Here is a 15,015-nt window from a genome sequence, read left to right on the forward strand (position 1 = left end):
GGTTCCGGCTTCTTGCATTCTCAAATGGTGCGCGATACTGGGATTGAACCAGTGACCTCTTCCGTGTCAGGGAAGCGCTCTCCCGCTGAGCTAATCGCGCGGGTTCTGGAGAAAAATGGAGCGGACGACGGGATTCGAACCCGCGACCCCAACCTTGGCAAGGTTGTGCGCTACCAGCTGCGCCACGTCCGCATGAGCAATGAACTCCGTTACCGGAACTCAGTACTTTTCTAACTTATCAGACCTGCAAGCAGGTCTTGACCATCAGGCCCGAGGGCCTGACGTGGTGCGCGATACTGGGATTGAACCAGTGACCTCTTCCGTGTCAGGGAAGCGCTCTCCCGCTGAGCTAATCGCGCGAGGTGGAGACGGGAATCGAACCCGTGTGCACGGCTTTGCAGGCCGTTGCCTCACCACTCGGCCACTCCACCGTAAAAGGTTGAGTCACACCTCTCGAGCGGACGACGGGATTCGAACCCGCGACCCCAACCTTGGCAAGGTTGTGCGCTACCAGCTGCGCCACGTCCGCATCGCACCATGTTGCTCGGGGAGCTGCTCGCTCTCCTCGGTGCGTTGGAAACATTAGCCGACCGTGTCGGATACACACAAATCACCAGCTCAGTGGCGTGTTCGACGTCGAATCGACCCGTCGCGGGCGTTGCAACAGTCCGACTTGGCGATGAATACGGCCTGAAATCGGCTCGAATTCGTGGATTTCGGGGTCGCCTAGGGCAAAACGAATGCCAACCTGGTGATTCGTATTCGCCGCGCAGCCGTGTTAATGTTCCAACTCGTTCGAGCGCATGCGTTCGGATGACTTACGGTCCCGTGGCTCAGTGGGAGAGCGTCCGCTTCACACGCGGAAGGTCGCTGGTTCGATCCCAGCCGGGACCACAGAAAAGCACTGAAGGCGTTCCCGATCATCGGGGACGCCTTCAGTCGTTTGAGAGCACAGCTGTTCGAGGGCGCGGTTGTTTCGGCATGCAGACCGTCGTCGCAGGTCGCCGGGCGACGATTTCGGTAGCCTGGTCGAAGAGACATTTCGCGACCGAAAAGGTGACTGACTTGAGTACCGAAAAGGTCGATTCTTCTGTCGACGATTCAGACCTGTCCGTCTTTCAAGAGGCAGAGTCCCGTTGGGAGCGGTGGCGTGCTGGAATCGCCGCGCGGCCCACACTCAATCTTGCGTACCGCATCGGCGTCGGAGTCGTGGGCGCGATCGTGTTCGCCGCCGGCATCGTGGCTATTCCGTACCCGGGACCCGGTTGGCTCATCGTCTTCGCCGGCCTCGGCATCCTGGCGTCGGAGTTCGCGTGGGCACATCGACTCCTTCATTTCGCGAAGGCTCGATACGACCGGTTCATGGAATGGTTCGGCAAGCAGTCGTTGTTCGTCAAAGGGTTGGGCGTTCTGTTCACCACAGTGATCGTCCTGGCGACTTTGTGGGTGCTCGGCACCTTCGGCCTGATCGGGACATGGGTGGGCCTGGACTACTCGTGGCTCGAATCGCCACTGTGAGCTGAACGCGGCCGATTTCCTTCACTCGGTTGTCTCGACATGTCGGTAGGGCCGATAACATGATCGTGCGCGTGCTCGCAGTGGGTACGACGCCTGTCTAACTTGTCGCAATACCTTAGGAGCACATCGCCGTGACCAGTCCCGCGCCAGAGCACTCAGCCGCCCCACTTCGGGTGCCCGCGGGGACGACCGCCGGGACTGCAGTGCGCGAAGCCGGATACCCCACGAAGGGGCCCGACGTGATCGTCGTTGTCCGCGATGGCGAGGGGACGCTGAAGGATCTGTCGTGGACACCTGAGGTCGATGTCGACGTCGAGCCGGTGGCGGCTTCCACCGAAGACGGACGCAGCGTCATCCGGCACTCCGCGGCCCATGTCCTCGCGCAGGCGGTCCAGAAAGAGTTCCCCGACGCGAAGCTCGGGATCGGTCCGCCGATCAAGGACGGCTTCTACTACGACTTCGCGGTGGATCGTCCGTTCACTCCGGAGGATCTGGCCAAGCTCGAAAAGCGTATGAAGCAGATCATCAAGGGATCGCAGCGTTTCTCGCGTCGAGTGGTCGATTCGATCGAGGACGCTCGGGTCGAGTTGGCCGACGAACCTTTCAAGCTCGAACTCATCGACGACAAGTCCGGTATCGACGATCCTGAGATCATGGAGGTGGGTGGCAACGAGCTGACCATCTACGACAATCTCGATCCTCGTACCGGCGACAAGATCTGGTCCGATCTGTGCCGCGGCCCGCATATCCCGACCACCAAGCACATCCCGGCCTTCAAGTTGACCCGAAGCTCCGCCGCCTACTGGCGTGGCAACCAGGACAACGCCGATCTGCAGCGTGTCTACGGCACCGCGTGGGAGTCCACCGAGGCTCAGGACGAGTACCTCGAGTTGCTCGCCGAGGCAGAGCGTCGTGATCACCGCAAGCTCGGGACCGAACTGGACCTCTTCAGCTTCCCCGACGAGCTCGGTTCGGGTCTGCCGGTGTTCCATCCCAAGGGCGGCATCATCCGCACGGAGATGGAGAACTACTCGCGCAGCCGCCACATCGAGGCGGGTTACGAGTTCGTCAACACTCCGCACATCACCAAGGGGCATCTGTACGAGGTCTCCGGTCACCTCGACTGGTACCGCGACGGCATGTTCCCGGCGATGCACGTCGACGAGGAGCTCAACGAGGACGGCACTGTGCGCAAGCCGGGCCAGGACTACTACCTCAAGCCGATGAACTGCCCGATGCACAACCTGATCTTCCGTGCTCGCGGACGTTCGTACCGTGAATTGCCGTTGCGGCTCTTCGAGTTCGGCTCGGTCTACCGCTACGAGAAGTCCGGCGTCATCCACGGACTGACCCGTGTGCGTGGCATGACTCAGGACGACGCTCACATCTACTGCACCCGTGAGCAGATGCGCGACGAGCTGACCACCACGCTGCAGTTCGTGCTGAACCTGCTCAAGGACTACGGCCTCGACGACTTCTACCTCGAGCTGTCCACCAAGAACCCGGACAAGTTCGTCGGTAGCGACGACGTCTGGGAAGAGGCGACCGCAACGCTCGCCGAGGTCGGCGAAGCTTCGGGCCTGACACTGGTTCCGGATCCGGGCGGAGCCGCGTTCTACGGTCCCAAGATCTCCGTTCAGGTCAAGGACGCCCTCGGCCGCACCTGGCAGATGTCGACCATCCAGCTCGACTTCAACCTGCCGGAACGGTTCGAACTCGAGTACACCGGCAGCGACGGCGTCAAGACTCGTCCGGTCATGATCCACCGCGCGCTGTTCGGCTCGATCGAACGGTTCTTCGGTGTGCTGACCGAGCACTACGCCGGAGCCTTCCCAGCGTGGCTGGCACCGGTGCAGGTCGTCGGAATTCCGGTGGCCGAGGCGTTCGCCGATCACCTGTTCGACGTCACGAAGAAGCTCAAGGCAGCCGGTGTGCGCGCCGAAGTCGACTTCAGCGACGACCGTATGCAGAAGAAGATCCGTAACCACACCACGCAGAAGGTTCCCTTCATGCTCCTCGCGGGCGAGCGTGACGTGGAGGCCGGCGCGGTCAGCTTCCGTTTCCGCGACGGCACGCAGATCAACGGAATTCCCGTCGACGACGCCGTCCGGATCATCACCGAGTGGATCGGCCGCCGCGAGAACGCCTCGCCGACAGCCGAACTGGTGCAGCCAAGTGTGGCGCAGTGAGCGCCCCCGGTGACGAGGGTCCAGGTTCGCTGATCGACCACGGTGTCGGCGACCCTGACCATTTGCAGCGCATCTGGTCGCCACATCGGATGTCGTACATCACCGAGGCGCCCAACACCCCGGGTACGACGGGTGAACCGTTCATCGACATTCCGAAGATGTCGGACGAAGAAGGGCTCATCGTTGCCCGCGGTGAGCATGTCTATGCGGTTCTGAACCTGTACCCGTACAACCCGGGGCACCTGATGGTGGTTCCGTACCGCAAGGTCGCGGCACTCGAAGACCTGACGCCGGAGGAGAGTGCCGAGTTGATGGCGTTCACCCAGCAGGCGTTGCGGGTGATCAAGAGCGTGTCGAATCCTCACGGATTCAACGTGGGCCTGAATCTCGGTGCGGCTGCGGGCGGTTCGCTGTCCGAGCACCTTCACCAACACGTAGTGCCACGTTGGGGCGGCGACGCCAACTTCATCACCGTGCTCGGTGGGGTCAAGGTGATGCCGCAATTGCTGCGGGAGACCAGGGGACTACTCGCCGGTGCCTGGCAACAATAGGTTGGCGCATCCGGCTTCATGGCAGGATGCATTGCTGCAACGAGTTCCGAACCGGAACTCACGACGGGGAGGGTTCCTGCGGTGTTGAGCTTCTTCGGGCGCGCATCGGTGTCCAAGGTGACGGCACCTATGGGGAAGGCGCTGGTCAAGACCGGTCTGACGCCGGACTCGGTGACAGTGATCGGCACGGTGGCAAGCGTCGCCGGTGCGGTGACGCTGTTTCCGTCCGGACATCTGTTCTGGGGAACCATGTTCATCTGGTTCTTCGTCATGTTCGACATGCTCGACGGCGCAATGGCTCGTGCTCGCGGCGGCGGAACGCGGTACGGGGCGGTACTGGACGCGACCTGCGACCGCGTGGCCGACGGCGCGATTTTTGCCGGCCTCGCCTGGTGGGCGGTCTACCACGAGAACAGCAAGTGGCTGCTAGTCGCGACGCTCATCTGCCTCGTCACCTCCCAGGTCATCTCGTACGCGAAGGCGCGCGCGGAGGCGAGCGGGCTGACTGCGGACGGCGGGTGGATCGAGCGCCCGGACCGACTGATCATCGTGCTGGTCGGATCTGGCCTGACGGGTATGGGTCTACCGTGGGCGATCCACATCGCGATGTGGGTACTTGCCGCCGGAAGCATCGTGACGGTCTTCCAGCGAGTGCTCGCGGTGCGCAATTCCCCTGGCGCCCGGGAGCTTCTGCCGATCGCCCCGGCCGCATCGACGGTCGAAGGCACGCCGAACACCGACGGCGAGCCTAAAACGGACGGCGAGCCAGAGAAATGAGCTTTGCCGAGCGTGCAACCGATCTGGGATACGCCGCGGGTTGGCGTCTGGTGCGAAGCCTGCCGGAATCGGTGGCGGTCAAGCTGTTCGACGCCGGAGCGGATTTCGCGGTACGCAAGGGCGGTCCCGAACAACTCAGGAAGAACCTCGCGAGAGTTCTGGGCACGACACCGGAGCAAGTTCCGGATCAGTTGATCAAGGATTCGATGCGCTCGTACGCCCGGTACTGGCGTGAGGCGTTCCGACTTCCGTCGATGGACCTGGTCGCCACCGGTAAAGCGCTGCATGCACTGGTCGAAGGCCAGGAACATCTGGAAAAAGCGATGGCGGCAGGTCATGGCGCAGTGCTGGCGTTGCCGCACAGTGGCAACTGGGACATGGCCGGGGTGTGGTGTGTTCAGCAATGGGGTGGGTTGACCTCCGTTGCCGAGCGGCTCAAGCCCGAATCCCTCTACGAACGGTTCGTCGACTATCGCGAGAGTCTCGGCTTCGAGATTTTCCCGCTCAGCGGCGGGGAGCATCCTCCGTTCGTCGAACTCTCCAAGCATCTGCGTGAGAACAAGATCGTGTGCCTGTTGGGGGAGCGCGATCTGGCGAAGAAGGGTGTACCGGTCACGTTCTTCGGAGAACCGACTCGCATGCCCGCCGGCCCGGCGAAGCTCGCGATCGACACCGGCGCGCCGCTGCTACCGGTTCACTGCTGGTTCACTCCCGACGGATGGGGCTTCAAGATCGACCCACCGATCGACGTTTCCGGCGGCGTCGGCCCGGCCACACAGGCACTCGCCGACCGTTTCGCGGTCAACATCGCAGCGCACCCCGCTGACTGGCACATGCTTCAACCTCTGTGGCGCTCGGACCTCTCCGAATCGCGGCTCGCCCGCATGGAGGGTGAATGAAAATCGGCATGATCTGCCCGTACTCCTTCGACGTCCCCGGCGGCGTGCAGGCGCACGTGGTGGATCTGGCCGAGGTGCTGATCGAACGTGGCCACAAAGTGAGTGTGCTGGCGCCGTCGTCCGACGACGACGAGTTGCCGGATTTTGTGGTTTCCGCCGGTAAAGCCGTCGCGATTCCCTACAACGGTTCTGTTGCGCGGTTGTCCTTCGGCCCGACGGCGAACGCCCGCCTCCGCAAGTTCATCGCGGAAGGTGACTTCGACGTTCTGCATATCCACGAACCCAATGCGCCGAGTCTGTCCATGCTCGCGTTGCGTATCGCGGAAGGCCCGATCGTCGCCACCTTCCACACGTCGACCACGAAGTCCTTGGTGCTGAGCACTTTTCAGGGTGTCTTGGCTCCGTATCTCGAGAAGATCAGCGGCCGGATCGCAGTCTCGGAGTTGGCGCGTCGTTGGCAGGTCGAGTCCCTCGGATCCGACGCGGTCGAAATTCCCAACGGCGTCGACGTCTCAGCGTTTGCCGAGGCCGACATGTTGCCCGGTTACCCGCGCGAAGGTGGAACCATTCTGTTCCTCGGTCGCTACGACGAACCGCGGAAGGGGATGGCTGTCCTCCTCGGTGCGCTGCCGGAGTTGGTCGAGCGTCATCCGGATCTCGAAGTGATCGTGGTCGGACGCGGCGACGAGGAAAAACTCCGCAAAGAGGCGGGCAAATACTTCAAGCATCTCCGCCTGCTCGGGCAGGTCAGCGATGAGGAGAAAGCGTCGGCGCTTCGCAGTGCGGACGTCTACTGCGCGCCCAATCTCGGTGGTGAGAGCTTCGGGATCGTGCTGGTCGAGGCCATGGCGGCGGGCACTGCCGTCGTGGCGAGTGAGTTGGACGCTTTCCGCCGTGTTCTTCGCGACGGTCAGGCAGGCTTGCTGGTCCCCATCGGGAACTCCGATGCCTTGGCCGAGGCAATCGATTCCGTTCTCGGTGACCCGGATCGACGACGCGCGCTGGTCAACACCGCGACAAGTGTTGTTGCCGAATACGACTGGCCGGTGGTGGCCGAACAGATCCTGCGTGTCTACGAGACCGTCACGGTTGGCGGCACCGGCGTACGCGTGGTGGGTTCATGACCTTCTCCGCTCTGACGATCTTCATTCTCGGGCTCGTCGCTGCCGTCGTCCTGGTCGTCGGACTGTGGGCGTACGGGACGGCGAACCGACTCGATCGGCTGCATGTGCGTTCGGATCAGTCGTGGCTGGCGCTCGATGCGGCACTGTCTCGTCGTGCCGCGGTTGTCCGCGCTGCGGCGGTGGACATGAGCGCCGACGACGCTCGCAGATTCGTCACCTTGGCGGACGCTGCCGAACGAGCGGATCGTCAGGATCGCGAACTGGCCGAAAACAGGCTCTCCAACGCTCTTGCCGCCTATGGCACGACGTCGCTGCGACCTCAACTGGTGGCCGAGTTGGCCGATGCCGAGGCGAGGGTGCTGATCGCTCGGCGGTTCCACAACGACGCGGTGCGAGACACTCTCGCGTTGCGTACGCGTCGACTTGTTCGCTGGCTCCACCTCGGGGGAACGGCACCGCTGCCTCAGTACTTCGAGATATCGGAGCGCACGACCGCGGCGGCGGTGCCCGAGGGCATCACCGTCGACACGTCGCGGACCTCCGCCCGGGTGGTGATGCTGGACGAGGAGGATCGGGTGCTGCTGTTGCGCGGCCACGATCCCAAGATCCCGAACACTTACTTCTGGTTCACCGTCGGTGGCGGGCTCGAACGCGGCGAACATCTGCGAGCGGCCGCGGTTCGTGAGATCGAGGAGGAAACGGGGTTCAAGGTAGCGCCGGAGAACCTGCGAGGTCCGCTCTGGCGTCGCGTGGCGATCTTCCCGTTCGACGGTGAGCTGATCCGTTCGGAAGAGCTGTTCTTCGCCACACGCACTCATGGCTTCGAGCCGGTGTTCCAAGGCCACACGGAATTGGAGCAGCGCGCGATCACCGGCCATCGCTGGTGCAGCGCCGACGAGATCCGCCGACTGGCCAAGTCCGGTGAGCCCGTCTACCCGTTGGATCTGGCAAACCTCCTGGTGGAGGCGGCGACGATCGCGGACGGTTCCGAGGATCCGGAAGTGCGTTCCATCCGTTGAACCGGTCGGCCGTTCAGCGGTCGCGGCCGTTTAAGGCCAGCAATGCCAAATTGGATACGGAATCGAAGGCCGGTTAGTCCTAGAGTTCTGGCCAGAGGCCTCCGAGCGAACGAACTCGTGTGTTCGCCGTGCCTCGTTTCTTTTGTCACGCCACTACTGCAGGAGTTTGCTGTGAGCACCCCCGACTCTGCCCCCACCACCGCCGTCGGCACCGCACGCGTCAAGCGCGGCATGGCTGAAATGCTCAAGGGCGGTGTGATCATGGATGTGGTCACCGCTGAGCAGGCCAAGATCGCCGAAGACGCAGGCGCCGTCGCCGTCATGGCACTCGAGCGGGTCCCCGCGGACATTCGCGCGCAGGGCGGCGTCTCCCGCATGAGCGACCCGGACATGATCGACAGCATCATCTCCACCGTCAGCATCCCCGTCATGGCGAAGGCACGCATCGGTCACTTCGTCGAAGCGCAGATCCTGCAGAGCCTCGGCGTGGACTACATCGACGAGTCCGAGGTCCTGACCCCGGCCGACTACGCCAATCACATCGACAAGTGGAAGTTCACCGCTCCCTTCGTCTGTGGCGCCACCAACCTCGGCGAAGCGCTGCGTCGCATCAACGAAGGCGCGGCCATGATCCGCTCGAAGGGTGAAGCCGGCACCGGCGACGTCTCCAACGCCACCACCCATATGCGCACCATCCGCGGCGAGATCCGCCGGTTGACCTCGCTCAGCGAGGACGAACTGTACGTGGCCGCCAAGGAACTGCAGGCCCCGTACGAACTGGTCGTCGAGGTCGCCAAGGCCGGCAAGCTGCCTGTCACCATGTTCACCGCCGGCGGCATCGCCACCCCGGCAGATGCTGCGATGATGATGCAGCTCGGCGCCGAAGGCGTGTTCGTCGGATCGGGCATCTTCAAGTCCGGCAACCCGAAGCAGCGCGCCGAGGCCATCGTCAAGGCCACCACGTTCTACGACGACCCGGACGTGCTCGCCAAGGCCTCACGCGGACTCGGTGAGGCAATGGTCGGCATCAACGTCGACGACCTGCCCGTCGGGCATCGCCTCGCAGAGCGCGGCTGGTGACACCAGGCTCGATGACCGGGCTCAACGCCTGAAGGTCTTTACAGACGAAGGGGCGGCGGTTGCATTGGCAACCGCCGCCCCTTCGGCGTATGGCAGACCGGGTCAGATGCTGTCCGATACCTCGAACACGAACTCGACCTCGACGGCACTGTTTCGGGGGAGTTCGGCCACACCGATCGCAGAGCGGGCATGTTGTCCGGCCGTACCGAAGATCTCGGCCAACAGGTCGGATGCGCCGTTGATCACCTGGGGTTGCTGCGAGAATCCTGATCCCGAAGCGACAAATCCAACGACTTTGACGACGCGAACGATGCGGTCGAGCCCGACCAATGCATCGACGGCTGCGAGTCCGTTCAGAGTGCACAACCGCGCCGCCTGGGCTGCGTCTTCGACGGACACGCCTTCGCCCAACTTGCCGATGCACGTCGTGGTGCCGTCGACGAGAGGCAATTGCCCCGACGTGTAGACGTATGACCCCGTCTGAACGGCGGGAAGGTATGAGCCTGCGGGGGTGGCAACAGGCGGGAGGGTCAGGTCGAGTGCGGCGAGTCGTGCGGTCCAGGTACTTGCGTCGTTCATCGGTTCCTCAATGGGTTCTTTTGTCCGGGAATGGTGTTCGAGTCTGTCATCGGCGGTGTCTGCAAGTCCAAGTCGTATTTGCGCCCACCCCATCACTTTTGGTGATACTCACTGTCGTCGGATTCAAAATGGTGTTCGATTCGGCCACCTAAGCTTTGTTGTATGTCGTCAATTCGCAACATCTCGCTGGGGCTACCTGTCCGTTCCGGTCACGTACTCATGCTCGACGGCACGGACTCTGTCACGGGGGAGAACTTCCATCGATTGATCGGTGGCGGTATCGAGTTCGGTGAGACGGCCGAGGCGGCGCTGCGACGCGAGTTCGCGGAGGAACTCGGCGTCACGTTGGGGAGCGCCGAGTTCCGCTCGACGTGCAACTCCGAGTCCTCGACGAAGGTAGTCCAGTCCACTGGGTACTGACAGGTGGGTCCGACCGCCCCATCTACCCGGCCGGAGTCGCCCGCATTATCGACGCCCTGATTCAGTAGTGGGATCCGTTGCCGAAACAAGAGTGGCTGCAAATGTTGCTCCGCAACAATTTTCGGTCAATCGGGATTCTTCGGACTGATTTCCGGAAACCATAGCGATTCGAACAGAGTTTCGAATATGGTTGAGGAATGTTCGATGACGGAGTAGGAAATTCAGGTACCGCAGCGCAGCTGCCCGGTGCCGAATCCGACTGCGCCCTCATCGATCTCATCGCCGACCTGCATGCGCGTGAATCGATGCTCGTGGAACGGAAACTCGCCGCCATTGCCGAGTTCTTCGAGCGTCGCAGCGCTGACCACTCCGATGCCGGCGCGTGGTCGTCCACCGCTCACGAACTGGCTGAGGCAGAGCTCGGCGCGGCGTTGACCATGGGTCGTGCCGCGGCGGGAAAGTTGATCGGTCTCGGCTTTTCTCTCAAGACTCGCCTCCATCGCACGCGTGCCGCTATGGCGCGTGGAGAACTCGATCTCTATCGAGTGGGCTTGATCGACTCCGCAACGGCCAACGTCGCCGACGATGTGATCGACGAGGTGGAACGGCAACTCCTCGAGAAGATTTCGGCCCCACCGATTCACGGCGGTACGGGCCTGACCGGTCGCCGATTGACGGCGGCTATCGACCGGATCGTCGCCGTGGTGGATCCCGAGGGAATGAGGGAACGTCGACGCCGCGCCCTGGCCGATCGGTTTGTGGGTGTGAGCGCTGCCGAGGACGGAATGGCCCGGATCTTGGGGAGTATTCCGGCGGAGAACGCACGGGCTTTCGACGGTCGGTTGCGGGAGTTGGCACTGTCGGTGTGTCGACATGATTCCCGTAAGTACGAGCAGCGACGAGCCGACGCATTGGGAGCGTTGGTAGCCGGGTCGACGATTCTGCCGTGTGATTGCGGCCGGGCCGACTGCCCACAACATCGAAGCGGGATTGTTGTGGTGCGTCGGCCGTTGGTTCATGTGGTCGTGCTTGAGTCCGCGCTTCAAGGTGGTGAAGCACCAGGCGCAGACGAACCCGCTCACCTCGACGGGTACGGAGTGATCAGTGCGGAGCATGCGCGTGACATCGCTGCGGGTGCGGTGATTCGGAAGGTGAAGGTTCCAGCCGACGCGGAGCGTGAGTCTGCCGGTGCGAGCGAGCAAGCACCTTCGCCCGTAACCCCTTCGGCGTTCGTGTACCGCCCGGGCGCGTTCCTCGACACCTGGTTGCGGGTGATCGCAGGAAGCTGCCAGTGGTTGCACTGCGATGTCGCGGCATGGAATTCAGATCTCGATCACACTGAACCTTTTGATCATCGTGATCCCACTCGTGGTGGAAAGACCGTGGCGTCGAATATGAGTGCTTACTGTCGAAACCATCACCGCCTCAAGCATTCCGGTCAGTGGATGCACACCTCGAACCCGGACCGCAGCGTCATGCTGACCTCGCCGACCGGACATTGCTACCGAACGAGGCCGTCAGGTCTGATGTCGGGAATGCTCGAGCCAGTACCGCCCGAGGGCGGTCGGCGTCGGCGCACACGTCTGGAAAACAAGGCTGTGCGCGTCAAAGGTGAACGCCGGCGGCAGCGGTTACGAATGCACCTGCGAATGAAGAAGAGGGGCCGACGGAAGACCGTCGATCACGGAGACGATCCACCACCATTCTGAGTAGATCGGCGTGTCACTCCTTGATTTTGGATGCCCACTTTGGTGGCGGGGGGTGCGTCAGGCATTGTGTGAAGGTCGGTAGACGTCGGTACACGGGAAGATGTGGAGCATCGATGGCGAGGATCGAAGAAATTCTGGAGTTGGAACGCCTCGAGCGGGACATCTTTCGAGGAATCATCGCGGAGACCACCCTGACCCGCACTTTCGGCGGCCAGGTCGCCGGACAGGCATTGGTATCGGCGGTACGCACAGTCGATCCGGCCTACTCGGTACATTCGCTGCACGGGTACTTCCTGCGTCCGGGCAATCCGATGGAACCGACGGTCTTTCTGGTGGATCGAGTTCGAGACGGTCGATCGTTCGCGACCCGACTCGTCACCGGAATCCAAGACGGACAAGCCATTTTCACGATGTCGGCATCCTTCCACGTCCAGGACGAAGGCATCGAGCACCAGGACGAGATGCCACCGGTCCCCGACCCCGAGACCTTGGCCATCGCCCAGGATTCGGAAGACCCAGAAACTGCGTGGTTGGCGCGCGAGTGGTCCGACTGGGACCTGCGAATGGTGCCGAAGGCCGACATCAACAAACGTCCGGGCGCTGCCGCGCAGCAGCAAGTATGGTTCCGTTCCCGCGAGGCTCTCCCGGACGACCCGGTATTTCACGTGTGCACGCTTGCGTACATGAGCGACATGACGCTGCTCGGATCTTCCCGCGGCCCTCACATGGACGTCGCCATGCAAAGCGCGTCGCTCGATCACGCCATGTGGTTCCTGCGTCCGTTCCGGGCCGACGAGTGGCTGTTGTACGACCAGACGTCGCCGTCAGCGGGCTTCGGTCGCGCACTGACGCAGGGACGAATCTTCGACAGCCGAGGAAATATGGTTGCTGCAGTCGTCCAGGAAGGCCTGACCAGGCTCTATCGGCCGAAGTGACGTCGCCTGAAGTGAGGCCCATCGCAGTGAGACCCTTCAGGGGCGAGACCGCACCGCAGGCCGAGCCGGATGGTCGTACCTGACCTCGAAATCGACCTCCTCGGACACCTCTGATCGGTGTTCGAGAAGTGCGTCGACGGTCCACAGATCCGCCTCCGGCGTGTGCCGTCGCATGGCAGCCTCGCTCATGTCCAGGCGGACGCTGACGTCGAACTCCAGCCCACGCCCGAGCAACATCGGACCGGCGATCACGATGACCGCGCGCTCATGGACAGGGACCCGGATCGAGCGAGCCGATCGATCGGTGGGTTCGTCCCAGAGTTTCGGCAACAGCGTTCGTTTGGTGCGGGCCGCGGTGATCACTTCGCGATCGAGTGCCGGATAGTCGAACCAGATGGTGCGGTAACTCAACCCATCCTCGTGCCCGAACTCGTATCGCAGCGAGGCCGGTCGCACGTAGTCGTGCAGTGACACAACAGCACTCGGTCTGTTGTGGGACTCGACGGCGGCGCCGACCAGTTCCGCGAGCCGAGACGGCTGCGCACAATCAGGTCCGTCGATCGCTACTACCGCCACCGACGGAAGGGATCCGCTCAGCCTTGCAATCTGCTCGGCCAGGGCGAGGGGAGTGGACGGGATGAATGTACTCACGCCCACCATGGTGCCGTGCCCGCTCGCCGAGGCGATATTGTGAACCGTCATCGCGCCCAGTGCGGCGGTCTATGTTTTCGGAGGACTCATGGTTGGTATCGAGGAGATCCTCGCGCTCGAACACCTGGAGAAGGACATCTTCCGTGGTGCGGTCCATCCCACCGCGCTTCAACGGACGTTCGGCGGGCAGGTTGCCGGGCAGTCGTTGGTTTCTGCCGTGAGCACCGTTGACGAGAGCTACCACGTGCACTCGTTGCACGGATACTTCCTGCGTCCGGGCAACCCCAAGATTCCGACGGTCTACCTGGTGGACCGCATCCGCGACGGACGCTCGTTCTGCACCCGCCGGGTGAACGCAGTCCAGGACGGCAAGACGATCTTCACGATGTCGGCCTCGTTCCACGTCGACGACGAAGGTATCGAGCACCAGGATCGGATGCCCTCCGTTCCGGCGCCGGAGGATTTGCCGGACGCGCAGACTGTTCCCAAATTGGCTGAATCGCAGTTCTACCAGGAGTGGAAGAACTGGGACATCAGAATTGTGCCCGCTGAGCAGAGCGCGTCAGCGCCGGATCTCGCCGCGCAACAACGCGTGTGGATGCGCTACCGCGAGGCTCTGCCGGATCGTCCGCTGCTGCACATCTGCACGCTTGCGTACCTCAGTGACATGACTTTGCTCGGAACTTCGAAAGTCCCGCACCGGGGCGTGAAGACGCAGACTGCTTCGCTCGATCATGCGATGTGGTTCCTGCGTCCGTTCCGGGCCGACGAGTGGTTGCTCTACGACCAGACGTCACCGTCGGCAGGTTTCGGTCGCGCGCTCACTCAGGGGCGTATCTACGATCGCGATGGCAACATGGTGGCAGCGGTGGTTCAGGAGGGTTTGACGCGTCTGGAACGCGAACCCGACAGCCATGAGAGCAAGAACAGCCGTGAGAACAAGACAGGAACTGTGTGATGACGCGTCCTTTGATCGGTGTACTCGCTCTCCAGGGTGATGTTCGCGAGCACCTTGCCGCACTTGATGATTCGGGTGCCGATGCCGTGGGTGTCCGTCGGCCGGAGGAGTTGGACAAGGTAGACGGAATCGTGATTCCGGGTGGCGAATCCACCACCATGAGCCGGCTTCTGCAGGTGTTCGAACTGTTGGAACCGCTTCGTGAGCGACTCCGCGGCGGGCTGCCGGCCTACGGTTCGTGTGCCGGCATGATTCTGCTCGCCAGCGAGGTACTCGACACCCGGCCGGACGCCGAGCATCTCGGCGCCATCGACATGACGGTGCGCCGCAACGCTTTCGGCAGGCAGGTCGATTCTTTCGAGTCCGACCTGGAGTTCGAGGGCATCATCGGTGATCCCATCCGCGCCGTCTTCATCCGCGCCCCGTGGGTGGAGCGAGTGGGTCCGGGCGTGGAGGTCCTTGCGCAGGTTCCCGCCGCCGCGGGGGAGGCCGCGGGCCGGATCGTCGCGGTTCGGCAGGGCTCGGTGATCGCCACGTCATTCCATCCCGAGGTGACCGGTGACCGTCGGGTGCACGAGATGTTCGTCGATCTGGTGCGCGGATAAC

15 protein-coding genes and 6 tRNA genes are annotated in these 15,015 nt (G+C 62.8%); 14 read left to right on the forward strand and 7 right to left on the reverse strand.

Annotation, left to right across the window (positions count from 1 at the left end; all coding sequences use genetic code 11):
* Window positions 1–25: 25 nt before the first annotated feature.
* The 5 genes from V3587_RS08360 to V3587_RS08380 all read right to left on the reverse strand — a co-directional run bounded on the left by V3587_RS08360 (window position 26) and on the right by V3587_RS08380 (window position 529).
* Window positions 26–100 (reverse strand) — tRNA-Val (locus tag V3587_RS08360).
* A gap of 16 nt (window positions 101–116) precedes the next feature.
* Window positions 117–192 (reverse strand) — tRNA-Gly (locus V3587_RS08365).
* Window positions 193–284: 92 nt separating this feature from the next.
* Window positions 285–359 (reverse strand) — tRNA-Val (locus V3587_RS08370).
* 1 nt (window position 360) lies between these two features.
* Window positions 361–431, reverse strand: a tRNA-Cys gene (locus V3587_RS08375).
* Between the two features lie 25 nt (window positions 432–456).
* Window positions 457–529: transfer RNA gene (locus tag V3587_RS08380), tRNA-Gly, on the reverse strand.
* A 293-nt stretch (window positions 530–822) separates the two neighbouring features.
* Here V3587_RS08380 and V3587_RS08385 point away from each other — a divergent pair.
* The 9 genes from V3587_RS08385 to pdxS all read left to right on the forward strand — a co-directional run bounded on the left by V3587_RS08385 (window position 823) and on the right by pdxS (window position 9,157).
* Window positions 823–894: transfer RNA gene (locus V3587_RS08385), tRNA-Val, on the forward strand.
* A 171-nt stretch (window positions 895–1,065) separates the two neighbouring features.
* On the forward strand, window positions 1,066–1,518 hold the full coding sequence (locus V3587_RS08390; RefSeq protein ID WP_185564970.1) for a TIGR02611 family protein: 453 nt from the start codon (window positions 1,066–1,068) through the stop codon (window positions 1,516–1,518).
* 131 nt (window positions 1,519–1,649) lie between these two features.
* On the forward strand, window positions 1,650–3,707 hold the full coding sequence (gene thrS / locus V3587_RS08395; protein ID WP_235172153.1) for a threonine--tRNA ligase: 2,058 nt from the start codon (window positions 1,650–1,652) through the stop codon (window positions 3,705–3,707).
* Entirely contained in the window at window positions 3,704–4,258 is a 555-nt protein-coding gene (locus V3587_RS08400) for an HIT family protein (RefSeq protein ID WP_095970499.1), read from the forward strand. Before thrS ends, V3587_RS08400 begins: the two co-directional genes overlap by 4 nt.
* Before the next feature lie 81 nt (window positions 4,259–4,339).
* The gene (gene pgsA, locus V3587_RS08405; RefSeq protein WP_283376359.1) at window positions 4,340–5,035 is read left to right on the forward strand and encodes a phosphatidylinositol phosphate synthase; all 696 of its coding nucleotides are present in this window, start codon (window positions 4,340–4,342) and stop codon (window positions 5,033–5,035) included.
* Window positions 5,032–5,934 carry a phosphatidylinositol mannoside acyltransferase gene (locus V3587_RS08410; protein WP_030536867.1) on the forward strand — a complete coding sequence of 301 codons (903 nt, stop codon included), beginning with the start codon at window positions 5,032–5,034 and terminating at the stop codon, window positions 5,932–5,934. Before pgsA ends, V3587_RS08410 begins: the two co-directional genes overlap by 4 nt.
* Window positions 5,931–7,058, forward strand: a complete 1,128-nt coding sequence (locus V3587_RS08415) for a glycosyltransferase family 4 protein (RefSeq protein WP_095970498.1) — start codon at window positions 5,931–5,933, stop codon at window positions 7,056–7,058. The genes V3587_RS08410 and V3587_RS08415 overlap by 4 nt, the downstream gene beginning before the upstream one ends.
* Window positions 7,055–8,077: an NUDIX hydrolase gene (locus V3587_RS08420; protein ID WP_042951805.1), complete on the forward strand. Its 1,023-nt coding sequence runs from the start codon at window positions 7,055–7,057 to the stop codon at window positions 8,075–8,077. The genes V3587_RS08415 and V3587_RS08420 overlap by 4 nt, the downstream gene beginning before the upstream one ends.
* 171 nt (window positions 8,078–8,248) lie before the next feature.
* Window positions 8,249–9,157 carry a pyridoxal 5'-phosphate synthase lyase subunit PdxS gene (pdxS, locus tag V3587_RS08425; protein WP_283376360.1) on the forward strand — a complete coding sequence of 303 codons (909 nt, stop codon included), beginning with the start codon at window positions 8,249–8,251 and terminating at the stop codon, window positions 9,155–9,157.
* A 102-nt stretch (window positions 9,158–9,259) separates the two neighbouring features.
* Here pdxS and V3587_RS08430 read toward each other — a convergent pair whose 3' ends face one another.
* Window positions 9,260–9,736: a RidA family protein gene (locus tag V3587_RS08430; RefSeq protein WP_020969521.1), complete on the reverse strand. Its 477-nt coding sequence runs from the start codon at window positions 9,734–9,736 to the stop codon at window positions 9,260–9,262.
* A gap of 162 nt (window positions 9,737–9,898) precedes the next feature.
* On the opposite strand from V3587_RS08430, the gene V3587_RS08435 reads away from it, so the two are divergent.
* From V3587_RS08435 to V3587_RS08445, 3 genes are all read left to right on the forward strand, one after another.
* Window positions 9,899–10,156 carry an NUDIX domain-containing protein gene (locus V3587_RS08435; protein WP_283376361.1) on the forward strand — a complete coding sequence of 86 codons (258 nt, stop codon included), beginning with the start codon at window positions 9,899–9,901 and terminating at the stop codon, window positions 10,154–10,156.
* 197 nt (window positions 10,157–10,353) lie between these two features.
* Complete coding sequence (locus V3587_RS08440) at window positions 10,354–11,865, forward strand: HNH endonuclease signature motif containing protein (protein WP_283376362.1); 1,512 nt, start codon at window positions 10,354–10,356, stop codon at window positions 11,863–11,865.
* A 113-nt stretch (window positions 11,866–11,978) separates the two neighbouring features.
* Window positions 11,979–12,800 carry an acyl-CoA thioesterase gene (locus V3587_RS08445; RefSeq protein ID WP_019748291.1) on the forward strand — a complete coding sequence of 274 codons (822 nt, stop codon included), beginning with the start codon at window positions 11,979–11,981 and terminating at the stop codon, window positions 12,798–12,800.
* A gap of 36 nt (window positions 12,801–12,836) precedes the next feature.
* Here V3587_RS08445 and V3587_RS08450 read toward each other — a convergent pair whose 3' ends face one another.
* Window positions 12,837–13,460 (reverse strand): hypothetical protein, encoded by a 624-nt coding sequence (locus V3587_RS08450; RefSeq protein ID WP_283376433.1) that lies wholly within the window; start codon window positions 13,458–13,460, stop codon window positions 12,837–12,839.
* A 79-nt stretch (window positions 13,461–13,539) separates the two neighbouring features.
* Here V3587_RS08450 and tesB point away from each other — a divergent pair, with 79 nt between their 5' ends.
* Entirely contained in the window at window positions 13,540–14,409 is an 870-nt protein-coding gene (gene tesB, locus V3587_RS08455; protein WP_007732935.1) for an acyl-CoA thioesterase II, read from the forward strand.
* Window positions 14,409–15,014, forward strand: coding sequence for a pyridoxal 5'-phosphate synthase glutaminase subunit PdxT (gene pdxT / locus V3587_RS08460; protein WP_095973592.1), 606 nt, complete (start codon window positions 14,409–14,411; stop codon window positions 15,012–15,014). The genes tesB and pdxT overlap by 1 nt, the downstream gene beginning before the upstream one ends.
* Window position 15,015: the final 1 nt, after the last annotated feature.

This window comes from Rhodococcus sp. IEGM 1306 (assembly GCF_036541985.1).
GTDB classification, from domain to species: Bacteria; Actinomycetota; Actinomycetes; order Mycobacteriales; family Mycobacteriaceae; genus Rhodococcus_F; species Rhodococcus_F qingshengii.

Excerpts from the sequence above, each read along its gene's own strand:
- V3587_RS08430 (WP_020969521.1), bottom strand. The coding sequence starts at position 9,736 with ATGAACGACGCAAGTACCTGGACCGCACGACTCGCCGCACTCGACCTG.
- V3587_RS08410 (WP_030536867.1), top strand. The coding sequence starts at position 5,032 with ATGAGCTTTGCCGAGCGTGCAACCGATCTGGGATACGCCGCGGGTTGG.
- V3587_RS08435 (WP_283376361.1), top strand. The coding sequence starts at position 9,899 with ATGTCGTCAATTCGCAACATCTCGCTGGGGCTACCTGTCCGTTCCGGT.
- V3587_RS08440 (WP_283376362.1), top strand. The coding sequence starts at position 10,354 with ATGTTCGATGACGGAGTAGGAAATTCAGGTACCGCAGCGCAGCTGCCC.
- V3587_RS08415 (WP_095970498.1), top strand. The coding sequence starts at position 5,931 with ATGAAAATCGGCATGATCTGCCCGTACTCCTTCGACGTCCCCGGCGGC.
- V3587_RS08445 (WP_019748291.1), top strand. The coding sequence starts at position 11,979 with ATGGCGAGGATCGAAGAAATTCTGGAGTTGGAACGCCTCGAGCGGGAC.
- tesB (WP_007732935.1), top strand. The coding sequence starts at position 13,540 with ATGGTTGGTATCGAGGAGATCCTCGCGCTCGAACACCTGGAGAAGGAC.
- V3587_RS08450 (WP_283376433.1), bottom strand. The coding sequence starts at position 13,460 with ATGGTGGGCGTGAGTACATTCATCCCGTCCACTCCCCTCGCCCTGGCC.
- V3587_RS08420 (WP_042951805.1), top strand. The coding sequence starts at position 7,055 with ATGACCTTCTCCGCTCTGACGATCTTCATTCTCGGGCTCGTCGCTGCC.
- pdxT (WP_095973592.1), top strand. The coding sequence starts at position 14,409 with ATGACGCGTCCTTTGATCGGTGTACTCGCTCTCCAGGGTGATGTTCGC.